The 19814-nt window shown below is 67.1% G+C and carries 18 protein-coding genes; 10 read left to right on the top strand and 8 right to left on the bottom strand.

Annotated features, from left to right (window positions below):
* Nucleotides 1-54: 54 nt before the first annotated feature.
* The gene (gene trxA / locus PYV00_RS12800) at nt 55-375 is read left to right on the top strand and encodes a thioredoxin (RefSeq protein WP_275228658.1); all 321 of its coding nucleotides are present in this window, start codon (nt 55-57) and stop codon (nt 373-375) included.
* Nucleotides 376-391: 16 nt separating this feature from the next.
* Here trxA and PYV00_RS12795 read toward each other — a convergent pair whose 3' ends face one another.
* Nucleotides 392-1174, bottom strand: coding sequence for an inositol monophosphatase family protein (locus PYV00_RS12795; protein ID WP_275228837.1), 783 nt, complete (start codon nt 1172-1174; stop codon nt 392-394).
* 54 nt (nt 1175-1228) lie between these two features.
* On the bottom strand, nt 1229-2455 hold the full coding sequence (argJ, locus tag PYV00_RS12790) for a bifunctional glutamate N-acetyltransferase/amino-acid acetyltransferase ArgJ (RefSeq protein ID WP_275228657.1): 1227 nt from the start codon (nt 2453-2455) through the stop codon (nt 1229-1231).
* Nucleotides 2456-2632: 177 nt separating this feature from the next.
* Here argJ and PYV00_RS12785 point away from each other — a divergent pair, with 177 nt between their 5' ends.
* The 6 genes from PYV00_RS12785 to rutA all read left to right on the top strand — a co-directional run bounded on the left by PYV00_RS12785 (nt 2633) and on the right by rutA (nt 8690).
* Nucleotides 2633-2914, top strand: a complete 282-nt coding sequence (locus tag PYV00_RS12785; protein WP_275228656.1) for a hypothetical protein — start codon at nt 2633-2635, stop codon at nt 2912-2914.
* 93 nt (nt 2915-3007) lie between these two features.
* Nucleotides 3008-5737 (top strand): preprotein translocase subunit SecA, encoded by a 2730-nt coding sequence (gene secA / locus PYV00_RS12780; RefSeq protein ID WP_275228655.1) that lies wholly within the window; start codon nt 3008-3010, stop codon nt 5735-5737.
* Nucleotides 5738-5766: 29 nt separating this feature from the next.
* A complete protein-coding gene (locus PYV00_RS12775) occupies nt 5767-6417 on the top strand; it encodes a TIGR02466 family protein (protein ID WP_275228654.1) in 651 nt (216 codons plus the stop codon).
* A 65-nt stretch (nt 6418-6482) separates the two neighbouring features.
* The gene (gene rutB, locus PYV00_RS12770) at nt 6483-7211 is read left to right on the top strand and encodes a pyrimidine utilization protein B (RefSeq protein ID WP_275228653.1); all 729 of its coding nucleotides are present in this window, start codon (nt 6483-6485) and stop codon (nt 7209-7211) included.
* Nucleotides 7212-7215: 4 nt separating this feature from the next.
* Nucleotides 7216-7599: a pyrimidine utilization protein C gene (rutC, locus tag PYV00_RS12765; RefSeq protein WP_275228652.1), complete on the top strand. Its 384-nt coding sequence runs from the start codon at nt 7216-7218 to the stop codon at nt 7597-7599.
* A 26-nt stretch (nt 7600-7625) separates the two neighbouring features.
* Complete coding sequence (rutA, locus tag PYV00_RS12760; protein ID WP_275228651.1) at nt 7626-8690, top strand: pyrimidine utilization protein A; 1065 nt, start codon at nt 7626-7628, stop codon at nt 8688-8690.
* A 13-nt stretch (nt 8691-8703) separates the two neighbouring features.
* Here rutA and PYV00_RS12755 read toward each other — a convergent pair whose 3' ends face one another.
* The 6 genes from PYV00_RS12755 to PYV00_RS12730 are packed head-to-tail and all read right to left on the bottom strand — an operon-like array spanning nt 8704 to nt 15716.
* Entirely contained in the window at nt 8704-10104 is a 1401-nt protein-coding gene (locus PYV00_RS12755) for an efflux transporter outer membrane subunit (protein WP_275228650.1), read from the bottom strand.
* A gap of 7 nt (nt 10105-10111) precedes the next feature.
* The gene (locus tag PYV00_RS12750; RefSeq protein WP_275228649.1) at nt 10112-11218 is read right to left on the bottom strand and encodes an ABC transporter permease; all 1107 of its coding nucleotides are present in this window, start codon (nt 11216-11218) and stop codon (nt 10112-10114) included.
* The gene (locus tag PYV00_RS12745) at nt 11218-12360 is read right to left on the bottom strand and encodes an ABC transporter permease (RefSeq protein ID WP_275228648.1); all 1143 of its coding nucleotides are present in this window, start codon (nt 12358-12360) and stop codon (nt 11218-11220) included. Before PYV00_RS12745 ends, PYV00_RS12750 begins: the two co-directional genes overlap by 1 nt.
* Nucleotides 12357-14087, bottom strand: coding sequence for an ATP-binding cassette domain-containing protein (locus PYV00_RS12740; protein WP_275228647.1), 1731 nt, complete (start codon nt 14085-14087; stop codon nt 12357-12359). The genes PYV00_RS12745 and PYV00_RS12740 overlap by 4 nt, the downstream gene beginning before the upstream one ends.
* 5 nt (nt 14088-14092) lie before the next feature.
* Nucleotides 14093-15097, bottom strand: coding sequence for an HlyD family efflux transporter periplasmic adaptor subunit (locus tag PYV00_RS12735; RefSeq protein ID WP_275228646.1), 1005 nt, complete (start codon nt 15095-15097; stop codon nt 14093-14095).
* Nucleotides 15090-15716: a CerR family C-terminal domain-containing protein gene (locus PYV00_RS12730; protein ID WP_275228645.1), complete on the bottom strand. Its 627-nt coding sequence runs from the start codon at nt 15714-15716 to the stop codon at nt 15090-15092. The genes PYV00_RS12735 and PYV00_RS12730 overlap by 8 nt, the downstream gene beginning before the upstream one ends.
* Before the next feature lie 212 nt (nt 15717-15928).
* Between PYV00_RS12730 and PYV00_RS12725 the strand changes: the two genes are divergently transcribed.
* The 3 genes from PYV00_RS12725 to PYV00_RS12715 all read left to right on the top strand — a co-directional run bounded on the left by PYV00_RS12725 (nt 15929) and on the right by PYV00_RS12715 (nt 19794).
* A complete protein-coding gene (locus PYV00_RS12725; protein WP_275228644.1) occupies nt 15929-16462 on the top strand; it encodes an RNA polymerase sigma factor in 534 nt (177 codons plus the stop codon).
* Nucleotides 16459-17433 (top strand): FecR family protein, encoded by a 975-nt coding sequence (locus PYV00_RS12720; protein WP_275228643.1) that lies wholly within the window; start codon nt 16459-16461, stop codon nt 17431-17433. The genes PYV00_RS12725 and PYV00_RS12720 overlap by 4 nt, the downstream gene beginning before the upstream one ends.
* Before the next feature lie 123 nt (nt 17434-17556).
* A complete protein-coding gene (locus PYV00_RS12715; RefSeq protein ID WP_275228642.1) occupies nt 17557-19794 on the top strand; it encodes a TonB-dependent receptor in 2238 nt (745 codons plus the stop codon).
* Nucleotides 19795-19814 lie beyond the last annotated feature (20 nt).

Here is a 19814-nt window from a genome sequence, read left to right as displayed (position 1 = left end):
CCAGCCGGGGTTTTGTCCCTAGATTGCCAGCAACCGATACGAGGAGTTTTGTTCATGGCCACCAAAGCCGTCACCGATGCGAGTTTCGAGGATGATGTCCTCAAGTCCGACAAGCCCGTGCTGGTCGATTTCTGGGCGGACTGGTGCGGCCCGTGCAAGATGATCGGCCCGTCGCTGGAAGAGATCAGCGAGGAACTGGAGGACAAGGTGACGATCGCCAAGATGGACATCATGGCGAACCCGGACGTGCCGGGGCAGATCGGCGTGAAGTCGATCCCGCTGATGGTGCTGTTCAAGGATGGCAAGCCGGTGGCGCAAAAGCTGGGCGCCGCGCCGAAGAACGCGCTCAAGGGCTGGCTTGAAAGCGAACTGTGATCCGGTCGGGGCGCCGTCAGGCGGAGCCCCGGTCCATCCGCGCCATGCGCGCGGCCAGATCGTCCCACAGGCGCGGGCTGGCCGCGCCGATCATGCCGCGCCGCTCGAACTCGCTGACCCGATAGGGTGAACCGTCGGGCCGCGCGGCCTTGCCGCCCGCCTCGTTGAGTAGCAGCGCGCCCGCCGCATGATCCCACGGCAGCGTGCGTTCGAAGATCGAGATGTCATTGGTGCCCAGCACCAGCCGGGGATACTGCTCGGCGGCGCAGCGCGGGATATCGACCAGCCGGTAATGCGGCGCGATCCGTGTCTTCACCCGCTCGCGCTGGGCCTGTTCCAAAAAGATCAGCGAGATCGCGCCGACTGGTGGCGTCTCGCCGCTTTCGGTCGCGCGCACCGGCTCGCCATCGATGAAGGCGCCGCCGCCCAGCGCCGCGTGGCAGAAGCGCCCCGTCAGGCAATCGAGAATCCAGCCCCCGATCGTCTCGCCCCGGTCCGCCAGCGCCACCAGCACCCCGAACGGCGGCGTCCCGGCGGCGAAATTGTTGGTCCCGTCGATCGGATCGACGATCCAGCACAGCCTGTCCCTCAACTGGTCGAGCAGCGCGGCATCGGCGAAAGTCGCTTCCTCGCCCACCACCACGGCTTCGGGCAGCAGTGCCAGCAGCCGCTCGGTCAGCATCGCCTCGCTTTCCTTGTCGGCCACGGTGACAAGGTCGTCGGCGGCCTTGCTGATGATCTCGTCGGAGCTCAGCGACTGGTAGTGCGGCAGGATCGCGGCGCGGTTCACCTCGCGCATGATCGTCTCGACCGCGCCGGTCAGCGCCGGGGTCACGCCGGAAAAGCCCACCGCCTAGCTCCGGTAATCGGCGTTGATCGAGATGTAGCCGTGCGTCAGGTCGCACGTCCACACGGTGGCCCGGCCCTCGCCGAGCCCGAGATCGACCTCGATGGTCACGTCCTGCCCCTTGAGGTGCGCGGCGACGGGCGCCTCGTCGTAATCGGCCAGAGGCAGGCCATCGCGCGCGGCCCAGATGCCGCCGAAGCCGATCGAGAGCTTGTCGCGGTCGGCCGGTTCGCCCGCCTTGCCCACCGCCATGACGACGCGGCCCCAGTTGGCATCCTCGCCGGCGATCGCGGTCTTGACCAGCGGCGAATTGGCGATGGCCAGGCCGATGCGCCGCGCGCTCTCGTCCGAAACCGCGCCGGTCACGCTGATCGCGATGAACTTGCGCGCGCCTTCGCCATCGCGCACCACCAGATGGGCAAGCTGGCGGCAGACATCGGCCAGCGCGGCGGCGAAGGCATCGGCGCCGGGGCTGTCGAACGAGACGAGCGGGGCATTGCCCGCCTTGCCGGTGGCGAAGGCCAGCACGGTGTCGCTGGTCGAAGTGTCGCTGTCGACCGTGATGCACGAGAAGGTCTGAAGATTCGCGGCCGAAAGGCACTGCTGGAGGAACGCGGGCGCCACCGCTGCGTCGGTGAAGATATAGCCGAGCATGGTCGCCATGTCGGGCGCGATCATGCCGCTGCCCTTGATGATCGCCGCGAGCGTCACCGTACGGCCATCGACCACGGCGGTGGCCACCGCCCCTTTGGCGAACGTGTCGGTGGTGGCGATCGTGCGCGCGGCCTCTTCCCATGAGCAGGGCTCGGCGGCGAGCGCCTGGTCCACGCCTTCGCGCGCCTTGTCCTTGGGCAGCGGCACGCCGATCACGCCGGTGGAGGAGACGAAGACGTCTTCCCTGGCACAGCCGAGGTGATCGGCCACTTGCCCCGCGATCTGCTCCACCGCCTCGCGTCCGCGATAGCCGGTGAAGGCGTTGGAATTGCCCGCGTTGACCACCAGCGCGCGCGCCGTGCCGCGCTTCACGTTCTCGCGCCCCAGCTCGACCTCGGTCGAGCAGCAGATGTTGCGGGTGAACACGCCGGCAACAGTGGTGCCTTCGGCCAGCTCCACATAAGTCAGGTCGCAGCGCCCCCAGTCCTTGTACCCGGCGCGCGCGACGCGCGGGGTGACGCCGGCGATCATCGGCATGGCGGGAAAGGGCGAGGCGAGGGGCGAGACGGCGTCGGTCATGGCGCAAAGCGCGTAGCGTTCCGGCAGGCAAGGTCAAGCGCCGCGACGGCTTGGCCCGGGCCGGTCATGCGATCGCGCCCGATCCGCTCCGGCGGCAATCGCGGCATTGGCCGGCCGCCGCCGGAAATTGCCGTCATGGAAGTGGACTATTAAGCGCCATGCCCTTATCTGGCGCCGATGGCTGGCCGCTTTTTCCTGACCTTGCTGGCCCTGCTGACGGGGCTTGCCGCGCAGATCGGACCTGCGCAGGCGCGCACTTGCGTGCCTGCCGACAGCGCGCAGATCGGCGTGGTGGCGGCGGTTGCCGCTGTCCGGGTGGCGGCCGCGCCGGCCGCCTTGGCCCGGCTGCCCGAGGCTGGCTGGCGCCACGCGCGCCGCGTTTCCGCCGGCGCGATCACGCCCGCCGCGATCCGGCCGGCGCCTGCCGTCCTCATCGGAATCGACCGCGCGCGCGAATAGGCTGGCGCCGCTGATCCCCCGCGATGCTGCCCGCGCCGATCGCGCAGGCGCGCATCGATTCCGCCTACCCGCTATCAGAACAGGATTCCCGCCATGCTCGGCGCACTCGTAAAGTCCATCTTCGGCTCGTCCAACGAGCGTTACGTCAAGTCGCTCGACAAGATCGTCCAGCAGATCAACGCCTTCGAACCCGCGCTCACCGCGATGAGCGATGAGGCGCTGGCCGCCCAGACGGTCAAGTTCCGTGAGGCGCTGGCCGATGGCAAGACGCTCGACGATGTCCTGCCCGAAGCTTTCGCCACCGTGCGCGAGGCTTCGCGGCGCGTGCTGGGTATGCGGCATTTCGACGTGCAGATGATCGGCGGCATCGTGCTCCATCGCGGCGAGATCGCCGAGATGCGCACGGGCGAGGGCAAGACGCTGGTGGCGACGCTGGCGACTTACCTCAACGCGCTCGAAGGCAAGGGCGTCCATGTCGTCACGGTCAACGATTACCTCGCGCGGCGCGATGCCGACTGGATGGGCCAGATCCACAATTTCCTCGGCCTAACGGTCGGCGTGATCGTGCCCAACCTCAACGAGTACCAGCGCCGCGAAGCCTATAACGCCGACATCACCTACAGCACCAACAACGAGCTGGGCTTCGATTACCTGCGCGACAACATGAAGCAGGAGCGCAGCCAGATGGTGCAGCGCCCGTTCAATTTCGCGATCGTCGACGAGGTCGATTCGATCCTGATCGACGAGGCGCGCACGCCGCTGATCATCTCGGGGCCGACCGATGACAAGTCCGACCTCTACATCGCCGTCGATGCCGTGGTGAAGCGGCTGGCCCCGGCCGACTATGAGACCGACGAGAAGACCAAGAGCGTCGTCCTGACCGAGGACGGCGTCGAGAAGGCGGAACGGATCCTGGAGGCCGAAGGGCTGCTGGTCGGCTCCAATCTCTACGATGTCGAGAACACGCAGGTGGTTCACCATCTCGACCAGGCGCTCAAGGCCGTGGTCATGTTCAAGCGCGATACCGACTACATCGTCAAGGACGACAAGGTCGTCATCATCGACGAGTTCACTGGCCGCATGATGGATGGCCGGCGCTGGTCGAACGGGCTGCACCAGGCGGTCGAGGCCAAGGAAGGCGTCAAGATCGAGCCCGAGAACCAGACGATGGCCTCGATCACCTTCCAGAACTACTTCCGCATGTATCCCAAGCTTTCGGGCATGACCGGCACTGCCGCGACCGAGGCGGCGGAATTCTATGATATCTACAAGATGAACGTCGTCACCATCCCCACCAATGTCGGCGTGCAGCGCATCGACGAGGAAGACGAGTTCTACAAGAACACCACCGACAAGTTCCAGGCCATCGCCAGGCTGATCCGCGAGAAGAACGAGATCGGCCAGCCGGTGCTGGTCGGCACCGTCTCGATCGAGAAGTCGGAACTGCTGTCCGACTATCTCAAGAAGGAAGGCGTGCAGCACAGCGTGCTCAACGCCCGCTTCCACGAGATGGAAGCGCATATCGTCGCGCAGGCGGGCCGCACCGGGGCCGTCACCATCGCCACCAACATGGCCGGGCGCGGCACCGACATCCAGCTTGGCGGCAATATCGAATTCCGCATCGAGGGCGAACTGGCCGAGATGCCCGAGGGGCCCGAGCGCGATGCCGCGGTGGAGCGGATCAAGGCCGAGGTCGCCGAGGAGAAGCGCCGCGTGCTCGAAGCCGGCGGCCTGTGCGTCATCGGCACCGAGCGCCACGAGAGCCGCCGCATCGACAACCAGCTGCGCGGCCGTTCGGGCCGCCAGGGCGATCCGGGCCTGTCCAAGTTCTACCTCTGCCTGGAGGATGACCTGCTGCGCATCTTCGGGCCGGACACGCTGTTTGCCCGCATGATGAACTCGAACCTCGAGGACGGCGAGGCGATCGGCTCCAAGTGGCTGTCGAAAGCGATCGAGACCGCGCAGAAGAAGGTCGAGGCGCGCAATTACGAGATGCGCAAGCAGGTCGTCGAATACGATGACGTGATGAACGACCAGCGCAAGGTGATCTACGAGCAGCGCGCCGACATCATGGATGCCGAGACGGTCGATGACGTGGTCGTCGACATGCGGCACGATACGGTCAACGCCATGGTCGGCGATGCCTGCCCGCCGGGCTCCTATCCCGAGCGCTGGGATGTCGCGGGCCTGAAGGCGCGCGCGCTCGATGTGCTGGGGATCGAAGTGCCCATCGAGCAGTGGGTCGAGGAGGACGGGATCGAGCCCGATCTGGTCGAGGAACGCATCCGCGAACTGGCCGACGCGCACATGAACGAAAAGATGGCCAGGGACGATCCGGCGATCTGGCGGCAAGTGGAAAAGAGCGTGCTACTCGATCGGCTCGATCACTTCTGGAAGGAACACCTCGCGACGCTCGACGCGTTGCGCCAGGTCGTGTTCCTGCGGGCCTATGCGCAGAAGACGCCGATCAACGAATACAAGACCGAGGCGTTCGGCCTGTTCGAACGGATGCTGGAAACCATTCGCGAGGACGTGACGCGTATCCTTTCGGTCAGCGAGTTGCGGATGCCGGAGCCGGTCGACCTGCCCGAGCTGCCCGATTTCCTGACCGGGCATATCGATCCGCTGACCGGCTTCGACGATTCCAGCGACGGCGACGGTTCGGCCTCGCAAACGGTGCTGTTCGGCTCGCTGGCGGGAAGCCCGCCGCACCCGGGCGCGCCGGGCGAGAATCCCTATGCGGATCTGGCGATCAGCCGCAACGCGCCGTGCCCTTGCGGATCGGGCAACAAGTACAAGCATTGCCACGGCGCGCTGGCCTGACCGGCGCCGTCTGACGGGAGGCGAGGGCGATGAGCGGCGAACCGGCGATCGAACTGCGCAAGGTGAAGTCGAGCGCGCTGTTTTCCAGCGTGGTCGATCGTTACGAGATGTCCGATCCGGCCGCGCTCAATCGCCAGCTCGTCGCCGAGATCGCGCGGTGGCGGACGGTGAGCAAGGGGCTGGAAGTCAGCAATTTCGGCGGCTGGCATTCCAACGCCACGCTGTTCGCCCGGCCCGAGCCGGCGCTGCGGCAGGTCTGCGAGATGATCCGCGCGGCGATGGCGCAGAGCATCCGGCGCTATTGGCCCGAATTCGATGCCGCGCGTGACGAAGTGATCTACGAAGGCTGGGTCAACGTCAACGGACCGGGCGCGATGAACGCGCCGCACGCCCATCCCAACGCGCACCTTTCGGGCTGCTACTATGTCTCGGTGCCCGAGTCGGACATTCCGCGCAGCGGCGCGATCGAATTCTATCATCCCGCCGGGGCGCTGGCGCAGACCACGCTGTTCGGCAAGCGGATGCTCCAGATGAACCGGAGCGTCACCCCGGTGCCGGGGCTCATGCTGATTTTCCCGGCCTATCTCAATCACATGGTCTATCCCAACAAGTCGTCGGAAGAACGCGTGACGATCGCCTTCAACGCCATCGTCACCGGCAACCCCCGCCCGGCGGCCTGACCGGGCCGGCGCGCCCGATCGGTGGCGCGCTTGCCAACATGCTGCACCTGCACAATAGTGTGCGGGTGAACCAGTCGATCGTCGATCCCGTTCCCGCCAGCGATCCGCGCGCGGTCGTGCTGGCCGCCCGGCCAGAGCCGATCCGGCTGAGCGCGGGCAGCACCGCCGTGATCGTGGTCGATATGCAGAACGCCTATGCCAGCCGGGGCGGCTATGTCGACGAAGCCGGCTTCGACATCGCGCCGGCGGCCGAAGTCGCCGGGCGGATCGGCCAGGTGCTGGATGCGGCGCGCGCCGCGGGGATGCCGATCGTGTTCCTGCAGAACGGCTGGGATGCCGGCTATGTCGAGGCTGGAACCCCCGCCTCGCCCAACTGGCACAAGTCGAACGCGCTCAAGACCATGCGCGCGCGGCCCGAACTGGCGGGGCGCTTCCTGGCGCGCGGTGGTTGGGACTATGAACTGGTCGATGTGCTCAGGCCCGCGCCCGGTGATATCCGCGTGCACAAGCCGCGCTATTCGGCGTTCTTCAATTCGCAGCTCGATTCGATCCTGCGCGCGCGCGGCATCCGTACGCTGATCTTCGCCGGCATCGCCAGCAACGTCTGCGTCGAATCGACGCTGCGCGACGGTTTCCACCTCGAATACTTCGGCGTGCTGCTGGAAGACGCGACGCACCACCTCGGGCCGGACTTCACGCGCGAGGCCACGCTCTACAATGTCGAGAAGTTCTTCGGCTGGGTCAGCACGGTCGCGGATTTCCGCCGCGCCGTCGGCCCCTTGTCCCGGGAGTAACGCCGTGCCTTTCGAACCGATCAACCCGCCGCAGTTCCCCCAGCCGATCGCGCCTTATTCAGCCGGCGCGAAAGCGGGCCATGCCATCTACGTCTCGGGCGTGCTGGCGCTGGGCGAGGGCGGCGCGGTGCTCCACGTCGGCGATGCCGCCGCGCAGACACGGCACGTGCTCGAAACCATCGGGATCACGCTGGAAGCGGCCGGCGGCACGCTGGCGGACGTGGCGATGAACCATATCTTCCTGAAGGATTTCGCCGATTACGCCGCCTTCAACGCGGTCTATGCCGAGTTCTTCCCCGGCGACAAGCCGGCGCGCTTCTGCATCCGCGCCGATCTCGTCAAGCCCGATTGCCTCGTCGAGATCGCCTCGATCGCACATATCGGCTGATGCCCATTTCGCGAGGAGACCATTCCATGCAAGTCGGCGTCTTCATCCCCATCAACAACAACGGCTGGCTGATCAGCGAGAACGCGCCGCAATACCTGCCCAGCTTTGATCTCAACAAGGCGATCGCGCTCAAGGCCGAGGAGCACGGGCTCGATTTCCTGCTCTCGATGATCAAGCTGCGCGGCTTTGGCGGCAAGACGCAGTTCTGGGAATACGGGCTGGAAAGCTTCACCCTGATGGCCGGGCTCGCCGCCGTGACCGAGCGGATCGGGATCTTCGCCACATGTCCCACGCTGATCATCCCGCCCGCCTTTGCCGCGCGGATGTGCAACACGATCGATTCGATCAGCCATGGCCGCTTCGGGCTGAACCTCATCACCGGCTGGCAGCCGCCCGAATATACCCAGATGGGCCTGTGGCCGGGCGAGGATCACTTCCGCAACCGCTACCGGATGCTGGACGAATATGCCCATATCCTGCGCGAGCTGTGGGAGACGGGGCGCAGCGATTTCAAGGGCGAGTACTACCGGATGGACGATTGCCTTGTCCGCCCCCGGCCCACGGGCGAGATGAAGATCATCTGCGCCGGCTCGTCCGACGCGGGCCTGGGCTTTTCGGCCAAGTGGGCGGACTATGCCTTCTGCCTGGGCGTGGGGGTGAACACGCCCACTGCCTTTGCCGGTAACAACGCGCGGCTCGCGCGGTTCACCGCCGAGACCGGGCGCGCGGTTTCGGTCTTCGTCCTGGTCATGATCATCGCCGCCGAGACCGACGCGGAAGCGATGGCGAAGTGGCAGAGCTATAACGACGGCATCGACCTGGAGGCGATCGGCTGGCTGGCCGATCAGGGTGCCAAGGACACGGTGAACGCCGATACCAACGTGCGCCAGCTCGCCGCGCCCGAAGGAGCGGTGAACATCAACATGGGCACGCTGGTCGGCAGCTATGAGCGGGTCGCGGCCATGCTGGACGAGATGGCGACGGTGCCCAACACCGGCGGCGTGCTGCTGACCTTCGACGATTTCCTTGGCGGGGTGGAAGCCTTCGGCACGCGCATCCAGCCGCTGATGCAGAGCCGCAGGCCCGGCTGACGGCCGATGCCGGTCAGGGCGTTTGCTGCCAGCCGCCGCCCAGCGCCTTGAACAGCGCGATCGCCGCCGTGGCGCGCGCGCCATTGGCATCGGCAAGCTGCTGGCGCGCCTGCACGCGGGTGATCCGCGCGTTCATCAGCGTCAGCCGGTCGGCCTCGCCGCGCGTGGTGCGCATTTCGGCGAGCGCATAGGCGCGGTCGGCGCGGGCGGCGGCGTCGGCGGCATCGCGCGCGGCCAGGCTGGCCTGGGCGAAGCGGTTGGCCGCGCTCTCGCTGTCCGACAGCGCGGTGACGACGGCCTTGTCATAGCGCGCGGCGGCGCCTTGGGCGCGTGCGTCGGCCCCGCGAATCTGCGCGCGGATGCGACCGCCGGAAAAGACCGGCCAGGAAAAGCCGGGGCCGATCGCCAGCCGCGTGCTGTCGCCCGAGGCCAGGTCGCTCACCGATCGCGCCTGCTGGCCCACGCTGCCGATCAGGCTGAAGCGCGGGAACAGATCGGCGGTGGCGACGCCGATGTCGGCGGTTGCGGCGGCCAGCTCGCGCTCGGCGCGGCGCACGTCCGGGCGCCGTTCGAGCAGTTCGGAGCGCACGCCATTGGCAATCGTCTCGGGCGGGGCGGGAATCGGCGCGGGCTGGCGCAGGCCGGGCACCAGCGCCTCGGGCGCTTCGCCCACCAGCACGGCGATGGCATAGGCAGCGCTGGCGGCCTCGGCCTCGATCCGGGCTTTCGCGGCGCTGGCGGCGGCGCGCTGGCCCTCGGCATCCTCGGCGGCGATGCGATCGGCCTCGCCCGCCGCGAAGCGCAGCCGCGTCAGCCGCGCCAGCTCGGTCAGCGCGGCCAGGCGCTCGTCGGCGGCAGCCAGATCGGCCTGCGCGCGGCGCAGCTCGACATAGTTGCGCGCCAGCTCGGCCAGCAGCATCACCATCACGTCGCGCTGGCCCCATTGGGCGGCATCGACGCGGGCATCGGCCACTTCGACCTGGCGGCGGTTGCGGCCCCAGAAGTCGATTTCCCAATTGGCGTCGAAGCCCAGGTCATAGAGCGGAAAGCTCCGCGCGAAGCCGGGAAGGTTGCCGATCGGCAACTGGCCGTTCTCGCTCAGCACGGTGTGCGTGGCCGATCCCTTTGCCTCGGCTTGCGGCAAGGCGCCGCCGCGCGCCGCGTCGCGTCCCGCCCGCGCTTCGGCCAGCCGCGCCTCGGCCTCGCGCAAGTCGGGGCTGGAGGCGAGCGCCCGCTCGACCAGCGCGACCAGTTGCGCATCGCCAAAGCTGGCCCACCAGCGCGGATCGAGGCTGCCGGGCGCGGCGGGCTCCAGCCAGGTGTCGGAAATCGTCGCCTTGGGGGGCGCATAGTCGGGCCCGACCGTGCAGCCGACAAGGGCGAGCGAGAGAAGGGCGGAAAGGGCTGGCCTCATCGGGAACTCACTCCATTCGCGCGCGGAACAGCCACGCGGCGGCGGTCAGCGTGACGCAGGCGATCACCGCCAGCGGCCAGACCTGCTGGAACACCGCCGCCGCCGGCATGGCTTTCAGGAACAGGCCTTGCGAGATCACCAGGAAATAGCTCAGCGGATCGCCATAGGTAACGATCTGGAGCCAGCCGGGCATGTTGTCGATCGGGCTGGCATAGCCCGAGAGCAGGATCAGCGGCACCATCACCAGGAACGATCCGAGGAACGCCTGCTGCTGGGTCTGCGATGCGGCCGAGACGAGCAGGCCGATGCCCACCAGCGCCAGCAGATAGACGCACAGCGCCATCAGCAGCAGCAGGAACGATCCGGTGAACGGCACATGGAACACCGCGCCGGCCAGGATGACGAACAGCACGCCGTTGAAGATGCCGACCATCATCGGCGGGATCATCTTGCCGATCAGGATCTCGTGCACGCGCAGAGGCGAGACCATGAGCTGGTCGAACGTGCCCAGCTCGCGCTCGCGCGCCACCGTCTGGCTGGTCACGGCCAGGCCCGAGACCGAAACGATGATCGCCACCAGCGAGGGCAGCGTGAACCACATGTAGTCCAGATTGGGGTTGTACCAGTTGGTCACCACCACCCCGCCCGGATCGGGATCGGCGGTCGCGCCGGGCAGGATATCGGTGCTCATCCCGGCGACGATCTCGCCCAGATAGCCGGCGACGATCTGGGCCGCGTTCGATCGCCGCCCGTCCAGCACCAGGCCGATGGTCGCCTGGCCACCATGCTCGATGGCCCGGTCGAAATCCTGGTCGATGATGATCGCGGCGATGACTTTCTGGTCGTCGATCGCGGCGCGCAACTCGTCGATCGAGCGCAGGTAGATCAGCTTGCGGAAGTTGGGGCTGCCGGCGATGCGCGAGAGCAGTTCGCCGGCATGTTGCCCGCCCGCGCGATCGAGGATGCCGATATCGACATTGCGCACGTCCAGCGTCGTCGCATACGTGAAGATGAACAGTTGCAGCAGCGGCGGCACCACCAGGATGATGCGCGACTTGGGATCGCGCAGCAGCGCCCAGGTCTCCTTCACGATCATCGCCACCAGCCGGCCCATCAGTCCAGGCTCCGGCGGGTGACGAAGAAGGACATGGCGAAGAAGGCGAAGCCGAAGACGATCATGATCGCGATGTCGGGCAGGATCAGGTTCCAGAGATCGCCGGCCAGAAACACCGTCTGCAGCGCCGGGATCAGATAGCGCGACGGCACGATGTAGGTCAGCGCCTGGATCGGCCAGGGCATCGAGGAAATCTCGAAGATGAAGCCCGAAAGCAGCATCGCCGGCATGAATCCGGCCAGCAGCGCGATCTGGCTGGCGACGAACTGGTTCTTGGTGGCCGAGGAGATGAACAGCCCCAGCCCAAGCGAGGGCAGCAGGAAGGCCGATGCGATCGCCAGCAGCGCCAGGATCGAGCCCCGGAACGGCACGCCGAAGGCAAGCTCGGCGATCACCGTGCACAGCGCCATCGAAGCGAGCGCCAGCACGAAATACGGCAGCACCTTGCTGGCGATGAATTCGGCCATGCTGATCGGCGTCGCCATCATCGCTTCCATCGTGCCGCGTTCCCACTCGCGCGCGATGACCAGCGCGGTCAGCAGCGTGCCGATCATCGTCATCACCACCGCGATCGAGCCGGGTACCAGGAAATAGCGGCTGCGCAGCCCCGGATTGTACCAGTAGCGCGCGCTCAGCTCGATCCGGGGGACATGCGCGGCGGCTGGTGCCTGCCCGATCCCTTCGGACGCGGCCCAGTTCTGGAACACGCCCTGGGCGTGGCCGGCCACGAAGCCGGCGGTGTTGGGCAGCGAGCCGTCGGTGATCACCTGGATGCGCGGCACTTTGCCGCGATGGACCCGCGCGCCGAAATCCTGCGGGATGACGATGATCGCGCGCAGCTTGCCGGCGGCCATCCCGCCGCGCAACTCCGCCAGATTGCGCCCCGGCGTGACATCGAAATAGGTCGATACGGCATAGGACTGGGCCAGCCGCAGCGCCGGCGCGCTCGAATCCTCCACCACCAGCCCGATCCGGGTGTGGTTGGTGTCGAGCGAGACGGCATAGCCGAACAGGAATAGCAGCAGCAGCGGCATGGCCAGCGCGATCAGGAATGTGGAGGGATCGCGCGCGATCTGCGCGAACTCCTTGGTCATCAGCGCGCGCAGACGGCGGCGGTCGAAGCGGAAATCGGGCAGGTTCATGCCGCCGCGCGCGCCTGGTGGTTGCTTTCCTCGATCAGCGCGATGAAGGCGTCTTCCATGGTGGGATCGGCCGCGCCGCTGGCCCTGGCGGCGCGGGCCTTGAGATCGTCGGGCGCGCCGGTGGCGATCTGCTCGGCGTGGTAGATCAGCGTCACCCGGTCGCAATATTCGGCCTCGTCCATGAAATGGGTGGTGACGAGCACGGTCACGCCCTTTTCGACCAGGCCGTTGATATGCGTCCAGAATTCGCGCCGGGCGACCGGATCGACGCCCGAGGTCGGCTCGTCCAGGAACAGCACCGGCGGCTCGTGCATCACCGCGCAGGCCAGCGCGAGCCGCTGCTTGAAGCCCAGCGGCAAAGTGCCCGCGTTCATGTCCAGCGTGTCGCCCAGCTCGAAGATCTCGATCATCGCGGCGATCGCATCGCGCGCCGCGTGGCGGCCAAGGCCATAGGCGCCGGCGAAGAAATCGAGGTTCTGGCGGACCGAGAGATCGCCATAGAGCGAGAACTTCTGCGCCATGTAGCCCAGCGCCGCGCGCGCATCGGCGGCCGACCGCCGCAAGTCGTTGCCTGCGACCGAGCCGGTGCCCTCGCTGGGGGTCAGCAGGCCGCACAGCATCTTGAACGTGGTCGATTTGCCGGCGCCGTTGGGCCCCAGCAGGCCGAAGATCTGGCCGCGCGGAATGGCGAAATTCATGTCGCGCGCGGCCACGAAATCGCCGAAGCGCTTGGTCAGCCCTTTCGCCTCGATCGCCAGGGCATCGCTTTCGGGTATCGTGCGATAGCGTTCGGCCAGCGCGCTGGTGCCCTTGGGGCCGCCGCCGAGAATCTCGATGAAGCCATCCTCGAAGCGCGGCGGGGCCGGTTCGATCGCCAGCGCGTCGCCATCGGCGAAATCGGCGGGCGCGGGGGCGGGGGCGCCGCCTTGCAGCAGCAGCCGCACCGAGCGGCCCTGGATCGTTCCGTCGATCACGTCCGCGCGGTCGAGCGCGCGGATCAGGAAGCGGCGGCGGCGCGACTGGAAGCCGGTGACGCGGATCACCCGCTCGGCGATCGTGTCGGTCAACTCGTGCGGCGGGCCGTTGAACAGCAGCCGCCCCTCGTTCAGCAGGACGACGCTGTCGCACTTTTCCGCCTCGTCGAGATAGGCGGTGGACCACAGCACGCCGATCCCTTCGCTCACCAGCTCGCCGACCATGGCCCACAGTTCGCGTCGCGAGATCGGATCGACGCCGACGCCCGGCTCGTCCAGCAGCAGCAGGCGCGGGGTCTTCACCAGCGCGCAGGCAAGGCCCAGCTTCTGCTTCATCCCGCCTGAAAGCTTGCCGGCCAGCCGCTCCTGAAACCGCGCCAGATCGGTGAATTCCAGCAGCCGCTTGTAGGTCGCCTCGCGCTCTTCGGGCGGCAGCGCGCGCACTTCGGCGTAAAGATCGAGGTTCTGCCTTACGGTCAGGTCTTCATAAAGGCCGAAGCGCTGCGGCATGTAGCCCAGATCGTCGAGCGCCTGGGCGGGCTGGCGGCCCAGAATGGCGATCTCGCCCGCATCGGGGCGCATCAGCCCGGCCAGCAGGCGGATCATCGTCGTCTTGCCCGCGCCGTCCGGGCCGACCAGCCCGGTGATGCGGCCGGCGGTCACGGTCATGTCGACATGGTCGAGCGCGGGGCGGGCGTGCTTGCCGCCAAAGCGCTTGACCACACCCCTGGCCGTGGCGACAGGCTCACCCACTCGCGTCAGTCCCTGGCCGGCTTGGCGCCCGTCACCGAAACGGTCACGGGCTGGCCCTGGCGCAAGGCATTGTCGGGGTTCTCCACGGTGATGCGCAAGCGATAGACGAGGTCCGTGCGCAAGTTCTCGGTCTCGACCGACTTGGGCGTGAATTCCGCGCGCGGGCTGATGTAGCCGATGGTGCCGCGATAGGCGCGGGGATTGCCGTCCGCGCGCACCGTCACCGCCATGCCCGGCGCGATGCGCGACAGGTCGGTCTCCGAGACATAGGCGCGCACGCGCAGCGGCCGGTCGAGCGAGATCGTCAGCACGGTCTCGCCCGGCTGGACCATGGCGCCCGGCTCGCGCGCGCGAGTGACGACAGTGCCCTGCGCCTTGGCGACCAGACGCGTGTCGCCAAGGTCCGTGCTGACGCCCCGGCGCGCCGCTTCGCTGGCCTCAAGCTGCGCCTGCGCCGCGGCGATATCCTCGGCCCGCGCGCCGGTGCGGGCCAGCGACAGCGCCTCGCGCGCTTCGGCCAGCCGGGCGTCGGCGCTGTCACGCTCGGCCAGCGACTGTTCCCAGAGCTGGCGGCTGATCGCCCCCGGCTCGACCAGCGGCCGGCGTCGTTCGACATCCTCGCGCGCCTTGCCCGCCGCCGCCTGCGCCGCCGCGACGCGGGCCTGCGCCTGGGCGATGTCCTGCGGGCGGTTGCCGTTTTGCAGCTTGGCCAGCGCGGCGCGGGCCTGTGCCACCGAGGCTTCGGCCTGCTGCGCCCGCGCGTCGATCGGCGCGGGGTCGATCGTCGCCAGCAGCGCGCCGCGCGCCACCTTGTCGCCTTCCTCGACCACCACGGTGTCGATCCGGCCGGGCACGCGGAAGGCCATGTCCACCTCGCGGATATCGACATTGCCGTAAAGCCGCAGCGCATCACCGTCGCCGCTCGGGACCAGGCCGAAGCCGCGCGTCACGAACGCCGCGATGGCCAGCGCCAGCACGCCCAGCCCGATCGCGATCCGCTTCCTATCCATCCATGTCCTCCGAAAGGATGCAGCGCACATTGCGGGCAAGGCGCGCCCGCAGCATGGCCTCGTCTTCCTGGTTCAGCGCGGCGCCGCCCATGATCCGGCAGACCGAGGCGCGGCCGACTCGCAGGATCAGCGCCTGGCCATAGAGCAGCACCGCCATCGCGCGGCGCTCCGTCTCGGGCAGATCGGGCCGGCAGCGCGCGAGCAGCGCCAGCACGGTATCGATCATCGCTTTCATCGCCCCCTGGTAGAGTCGCTCGAACGCTTCGGTAGGCTGCTGCTGTTCCCGCCCGATGAAACGCGACCAGGCTTCGGATTCGCGGCGCAACAGCAAGCGGGCAAAGCCATCGGCCAGCATCAGCAGCAGATCGACCGCCTCCTCGCGCGTGGCCAGCGGCAAGGCGCGATCGACGCGATCGTGCAACGGGCCGAGCTGCTCGCGGATCTGCAGGGCGATATGATCGGCGGCGGCCAGATAAAGCCCTTCCTTGCCGCCGAAATGATAAGTGATCGAAGACATCGCTGTGCCCGAGGCACTGGCGATATCGCGCGTGCTCGCGCCCTCGAAGCCATGCTGCCCGAACTGGGCGATCGCGGTTTCGAGGAGTCGATCCTGAAGCATCGCCACCTTTTGTTCGTTCGAACGAACAAGGTCAAGCCCAGGCGCGCGTGTGGCCGGCGTGGTGGGGCCGCAGAGACGGAAGCGAACCTCGCGGCCCCCCCGGATCCGCCCGTGCCCGCGCCTCCCGTCGATCGCGAGAGGTGGCCGCTGCTCAAGATCGGGCGACTGCGTAATCCAAACGTCACACGCGTGATCTAGCGGCCGCTCGCAGCATGTTGTTGCCTGACCCGGATGATCGATCGGACGCCATTGCCGAATGGGTCTCCGTTGAAATCCTCCCTCACGAGAGGGAGGCCCGGCGCTGGCTGACGCGATCCCGGCTTCCGGTCGAAACCGATGACATCATCCAGGAAGCCTATGCCCGCATCGCCGCGCTCGACAGCGTGTCGCATATTCGGAATGGCCGTGGCTATTTCCTGGCGACGGTGCGGAGCCTGGCTCTGCAGCATCTGCGACGGACCAAGATAATCCGCATGGACTATCTGGCCGATCTGGCCCTTTCGCAAATCGGGGATGACCGGCCGGGACCGGAAGCGATTGTCTGGAGCCGCCATGAGATCCAGAGACTGATCCTGTCCTTGCCGGAACGGTGCAGGGACATCTTTCATCTCTGCCGGATCAAGGGTTATACGCAAAAAGAGGCGGCCGAAGCGCTCGGCATCTCGGAAAACGTCGTGGAAAAGCAGATTGCCCGGGCAATGGAGATTCTGACGGTCCGCTTCAGTCGCGATGGGGATGCGTCATGATCGTCTCCGGCGCCGAGGACGGCAATGCCATCGATCGCATCGCGGCGGAATGGGCAGGGCGCAGCCTGCTGGGGCTGGCGCCGGAGGAACGGGCGGCGCTGGCCGCCTGGCGGGCCGCCGATCCGCGCCACGCCGGCAGCTATCTTCGCGCGGTCGCGATCGGCAAGCTGGCGGTCAAGGCGCATACCGAAGATCGGCAGGCGGTTGCCGAACCCGTGCCTGCGCATGGCGAGGCCGCGCCGCGATCGTTCGTCCTGTCGCGGCGACGCTTGCTGGGTGCGCCGCTGGCGGTCAGCCTTGCCCTGGCCGTGGGGCTCGGCGTCTATCACCAATTCATGGCCGACCGGATCTCGACCGAGCGCGGTGAGATCCGCAATGTCGCGCTGAGCGACGGATCGGCTGCGGTGCTGAACACTGTGTCGACCATCGACGTGAGGATGGAGCCGGCGCGGCGGACGATCGACCTGGTGACAGGCCAGGCGTGGTTCGATGTGGCCCATGATCCGGCCAGACCTTTCGAAGTGCATCATGGCGACATGATCGTGCGCGCGACGGGCACGGCCTTTCAGGTCAGCGCCCTGCAGGACGGCATGGAGGTGGTGGTGACCGAAGGAACCGTGGTGGTGCTGCGGGCGGGCGGGGCTTCGCCGATCGCCCAGCTCCGGGCCGGGCAGCGGCTGACGGTCGAGCAAGGGCAGGTGCAGCAGCGTTCGCTGGACCCGATCCACGTCGAGCAATCGCTTGCCTGGCAGCAGGGGATGATCGTGCTGGACGGTGAACCGCTTGCGGCCGCTGTCGAGAAAGTCAATCGCTACAACGACATCCAGATCGAGATCGCGACGGCGCAACTGGGATCGCGCCGGGTCTACGGCACGTTCCGCGCGCGCGACCCGGAAGGCCTGGCCAAAGCCGTGGCGATCGCGCTGGACGCCGAGGTGGAGAAGACCGACGATCGCATTCTCTTGAAGTGATCGGCCTCGACCCGGCAAGCTGTCACAAATATTTCATGAAAAAAATCCGCGACTGACCGGCGGAATTTCTCCGCTTGGTTGATCTTACCTAATATCCAAGATCAACAGCGGGACAATATTTCCATGAATGTGAAGAACGGGCTGCGGCTTACGGTCGCGGCGATGGCTGTCTTTGCCTGCGTGCAGCCGGCTTTTGCCCAGAATCGCCGGTTCGATATTCCCGCGCAACCGGCGACGACGGGTATCCAGGCGCTCGGCACCGCGACGGGATTGCAGATCGTGGCGGCGGCCGAGGACGTTCGCGGTCTGCGCATTGCGCCGGTTCGCGGCGAGATGTCCGCCCGCGAAGCCGTTCGCCGCGCGCTCGAAGGCTCGGGCCTGAGCGTGGTCAGCGACGACGGGCGCACTCTGGTCATCAAGCGTGTCGCCGCCCGGCCGACGGCGGCGCTGGACGATCGCCCGGCATTCGGCGCCGCCGAGGACGAGATCATCGTCACCGGCATCCGGCGATCGCTGGATCAGTCGCTGGCGGTGCGGCGCAATGCCAGCGGGATCGTCGACGCGGTCGTGGCCGAAGATATCGGCAAACTGCCCGACCAGAACGTGATCGAGACGCTCCAGCGTATTCCCGGCGTGCAGATCGCGCGCGTGCAGGGAGAGGGAAACGCCTTCGTCATCCGTGGCATCAGCCAGAACCAGATCCAGTTCAACGGCGCGATGCTGGGCGGACCGACCTCTGATGGAACGGGTCGTCTGGGCGAGTTCAATCCCGAGATCCTGGCCGGAATGCAGGTGATCAAGTCGCCCTCGGCCGATACGACCGAAGGGGCGCTGGGCGGCACCGTCAATCTGGTGACGAAGAAGCCGCTCGATCAGGATCGCTTCGTGGCGGCGGGGCGCATCCAGGGCTCCTATTATGATCGCGCCGAGCGCCTTGGCTATCAGGCATCGGCCATGATCTCGGCCAAGACCGCTGACGATCGCCTGGGCCTGCTGCTGGGCTTCACGCGCCACGACTATATCCGCAGCACCCACAGCTTCGATTCCGCCGGCTGGACATTGCTGAACGCGGGAACGGCCAATCAGTTCGACACCAACAACGATGGCGTGGCGAACAGCGCCGACCAGCGCAATGTCTATCGCCCGCTGCGCATGACGAACAACCTGTTGTGGCTCGATCATGTGCGCAACGGGTACAACGGTGCCGTGCAGTTCCGTCCGGCGCCCGGGCTGGAATTCAGCTTCGATGCCGCCATCACCGATACGATGGTGCGCCTGGACGCGCTGCGGCTGACCGCGATCCTGAGCAATGCGGCGAAGGACGTCACGCTGGGCGAGGAAGGAACCGTGGTCGGGGCGACGTATACCAGCCCCACCTTGCGCTCGGGCAATTTCCAGGAAACCTACGACACGCGGCAGGAAATCTACTCGCTTGCCGCCAGGTTCGAGCGTGGCCCCTGGCTGGTCGAGGCGCGCGGCACCCGTTCGACCGGCTGGCGCGAATCCTTTCAGGGCGTTCCGCTGCTGATTCCGTTGGCTGGCCTGTCGACTTCGGCGACGACCGACTTCGCCGCCGGAAACGATGTGCCGACCTTCCTTCTGGCGCAGAACTACGATCCCATGGACCCGCGCAACTGGCGGCTGGAATCCAACTATGAAACCATCGACATAATCGACACGACCAGCGACGAGGCCAAGCTGGACGTCACCTGGCAGGCGGGCTGGAACTGGATCAAGCGGATCAAGGTGGGCGCGCGTTACCAGGATACCAAGCTGTCCAGCCTGCGCCGCGCCCAGAACCCTTCCGCCGCCGCGATCATCGCGGCCTATCCCCAGGCGGACGGCAATCGCGACGGCGTGCTGAGCGCAACCGAACTGGCCGGTGTCAGTTTCTCGGGACTTCCGGGCAGCCATTTCCTGAACGGGACGAGCAGCGACACGGTCTATGACTGGCTCGCCGGCCCGACCGATTTCGCCGCGACCAGGGCCGGGCTGGGCCTGTCCTATCCCGAGATCACCCTGTCGACCGTGCGCGACACGCACCAGAAGCAGATGGCCGGCTATGCGATGCTGGATCTCGACGGCGCGATCGGCCGGCTGGACGTGAAGGGCGACGCCGGCTTGCGCTATGTCCATATCGATCGCACGTCGGGCGGCTATGTGATCGGGGCCGAGACTTACTATCAGACCTATAATTCGAAGTTCGACTATGTCCTGCCCTCGCTGAACCTGCGCACGATGCTGACGCCGAAGCTGCAGGCCCGGTTGTCGCTGGCGCGGGTGATCGCCAATCCGACGCTCACCTCGGTGGCTCCGGGTGCGCGGCGACAACTACGATGGCCGGTTGAGCGGCGACTATGATGGCCGGTAGGATCGGTTGT

It is taken from the genome of Novosphingobium album (ex Liu et al. 2023), assembly GCF_029076845.1.
Taxonomy (GTDB): domain Bacteria; phylum Pseudomonadota; class Alphaproteobacteria; order Sphingomonadales; family Sphingomonadaceae; genus Novosphingobium.
The sequence above is the reverse complement of the archived record's forward strand: the minus strand, read 5'-3'. Positions and strand labels throughout refer to the sequence as shown.

Coding starts and splice junctions, on each gene's coding strand:
- trxA (WP_275228658.1), top strand. CDS start 55: ATGGCCACCAAAGCCGTCACCGATGCGAGTTTCGAGGATGATGTCCTC.
- PYV00_RS12795 (WP_275228837.1), bottom strand. CDS start 1,174: ATGCGCGAGGTGAACCGCGCCGCGATCCTGCCGCACTACCAGTCGCTG.
- argJ (WP_275228657.1), bottom strand. CDS start 2,455: ATGACCGACGCCGTCTCGCCCCTCGCCTCGCCCTTTCCCGCCATGCCG.
- PYV00_RS12785 (WP_275228656.1), top strand. CDS start 2,633: ATGGCTGGCCGCTTTTTCCTGACCTTGCTGGCCCTGCTGACGGGGCTT.
- secA (WP_275228655.1), top strand. CDS start 3,008: ATGCTCGGCGCACTCGTAAAGTCCATCTTCGGCTCGTCCAACGAGCGT.
- PYV00_RS12775 (WP_275228654.1), top strand. CDS start 5,767: ATGAGCGGCGAACCGGCGATCGAACTGCGCAAGGTGAAGTCGAGCGCG.
- rutA (WP_275228651.1), top strand. CDS start 7,626: ATGCAAGTCGGCGTCTTCATCCCCATCAACAACAACGGCTGGCTGATC.
- PYV00_RS12755 (WP_275228650.1), bottom strand. CDS start 10,104: ATGAGGCCAGCCCTTTCCGCCCTTCTCTCGCTCGCCCTTGTCGGCTGC.
- PYV00_RS12750 (WP_275228649.1), bottom strand. CDS start 11,218: ATGGGCCGGCTGGTGGCGATGATCGTGAAGGAGACCTGGGCGCTGCTG.
- PYV00_RS12745 (WP_275228648.1), bottom strand. CDS start 12,360: ATGAACCTGCCCGATTTCCGCTTCGACCGCCGCCGTCTGCGCGCGCTG.
- PYV00_RS12735 (WP_275228646.1), bottom strand. CDS start 15,097: ATGGATAGGAAGCGGATCGCGATCGGGCTGGGCGTGCTGGCGCTGGCC.
- PYV00_RS12730 (WP_275228645.1), bottom strand. CDS start 15,716: ATGCTTCAGGATCGACTCCTCGAAACCGCGATCGCCCAGTTCGGGCAG.
- PYV00_RS12725 (WP_275228644.1), top strand. CDS start 15,929: ATGTTGTTGCCTGACCCGGATGATCGATCGGACGCCATTGCCGAATGG.
- PYV00_RS12720 (WP_275228643.1), top strand. CDS start 16,459: ATGATCGTCTCCGGCGCCGAGGACGGCAATGCCATCGATCGCATCGCG.
- PYV00_RS12715 (WP_275228642.1), top strand. CDS start 17,557: ATGAATGTGAAGAACGGGCTGCGGCTTACGGTCGCGGCGATGGCTGTC.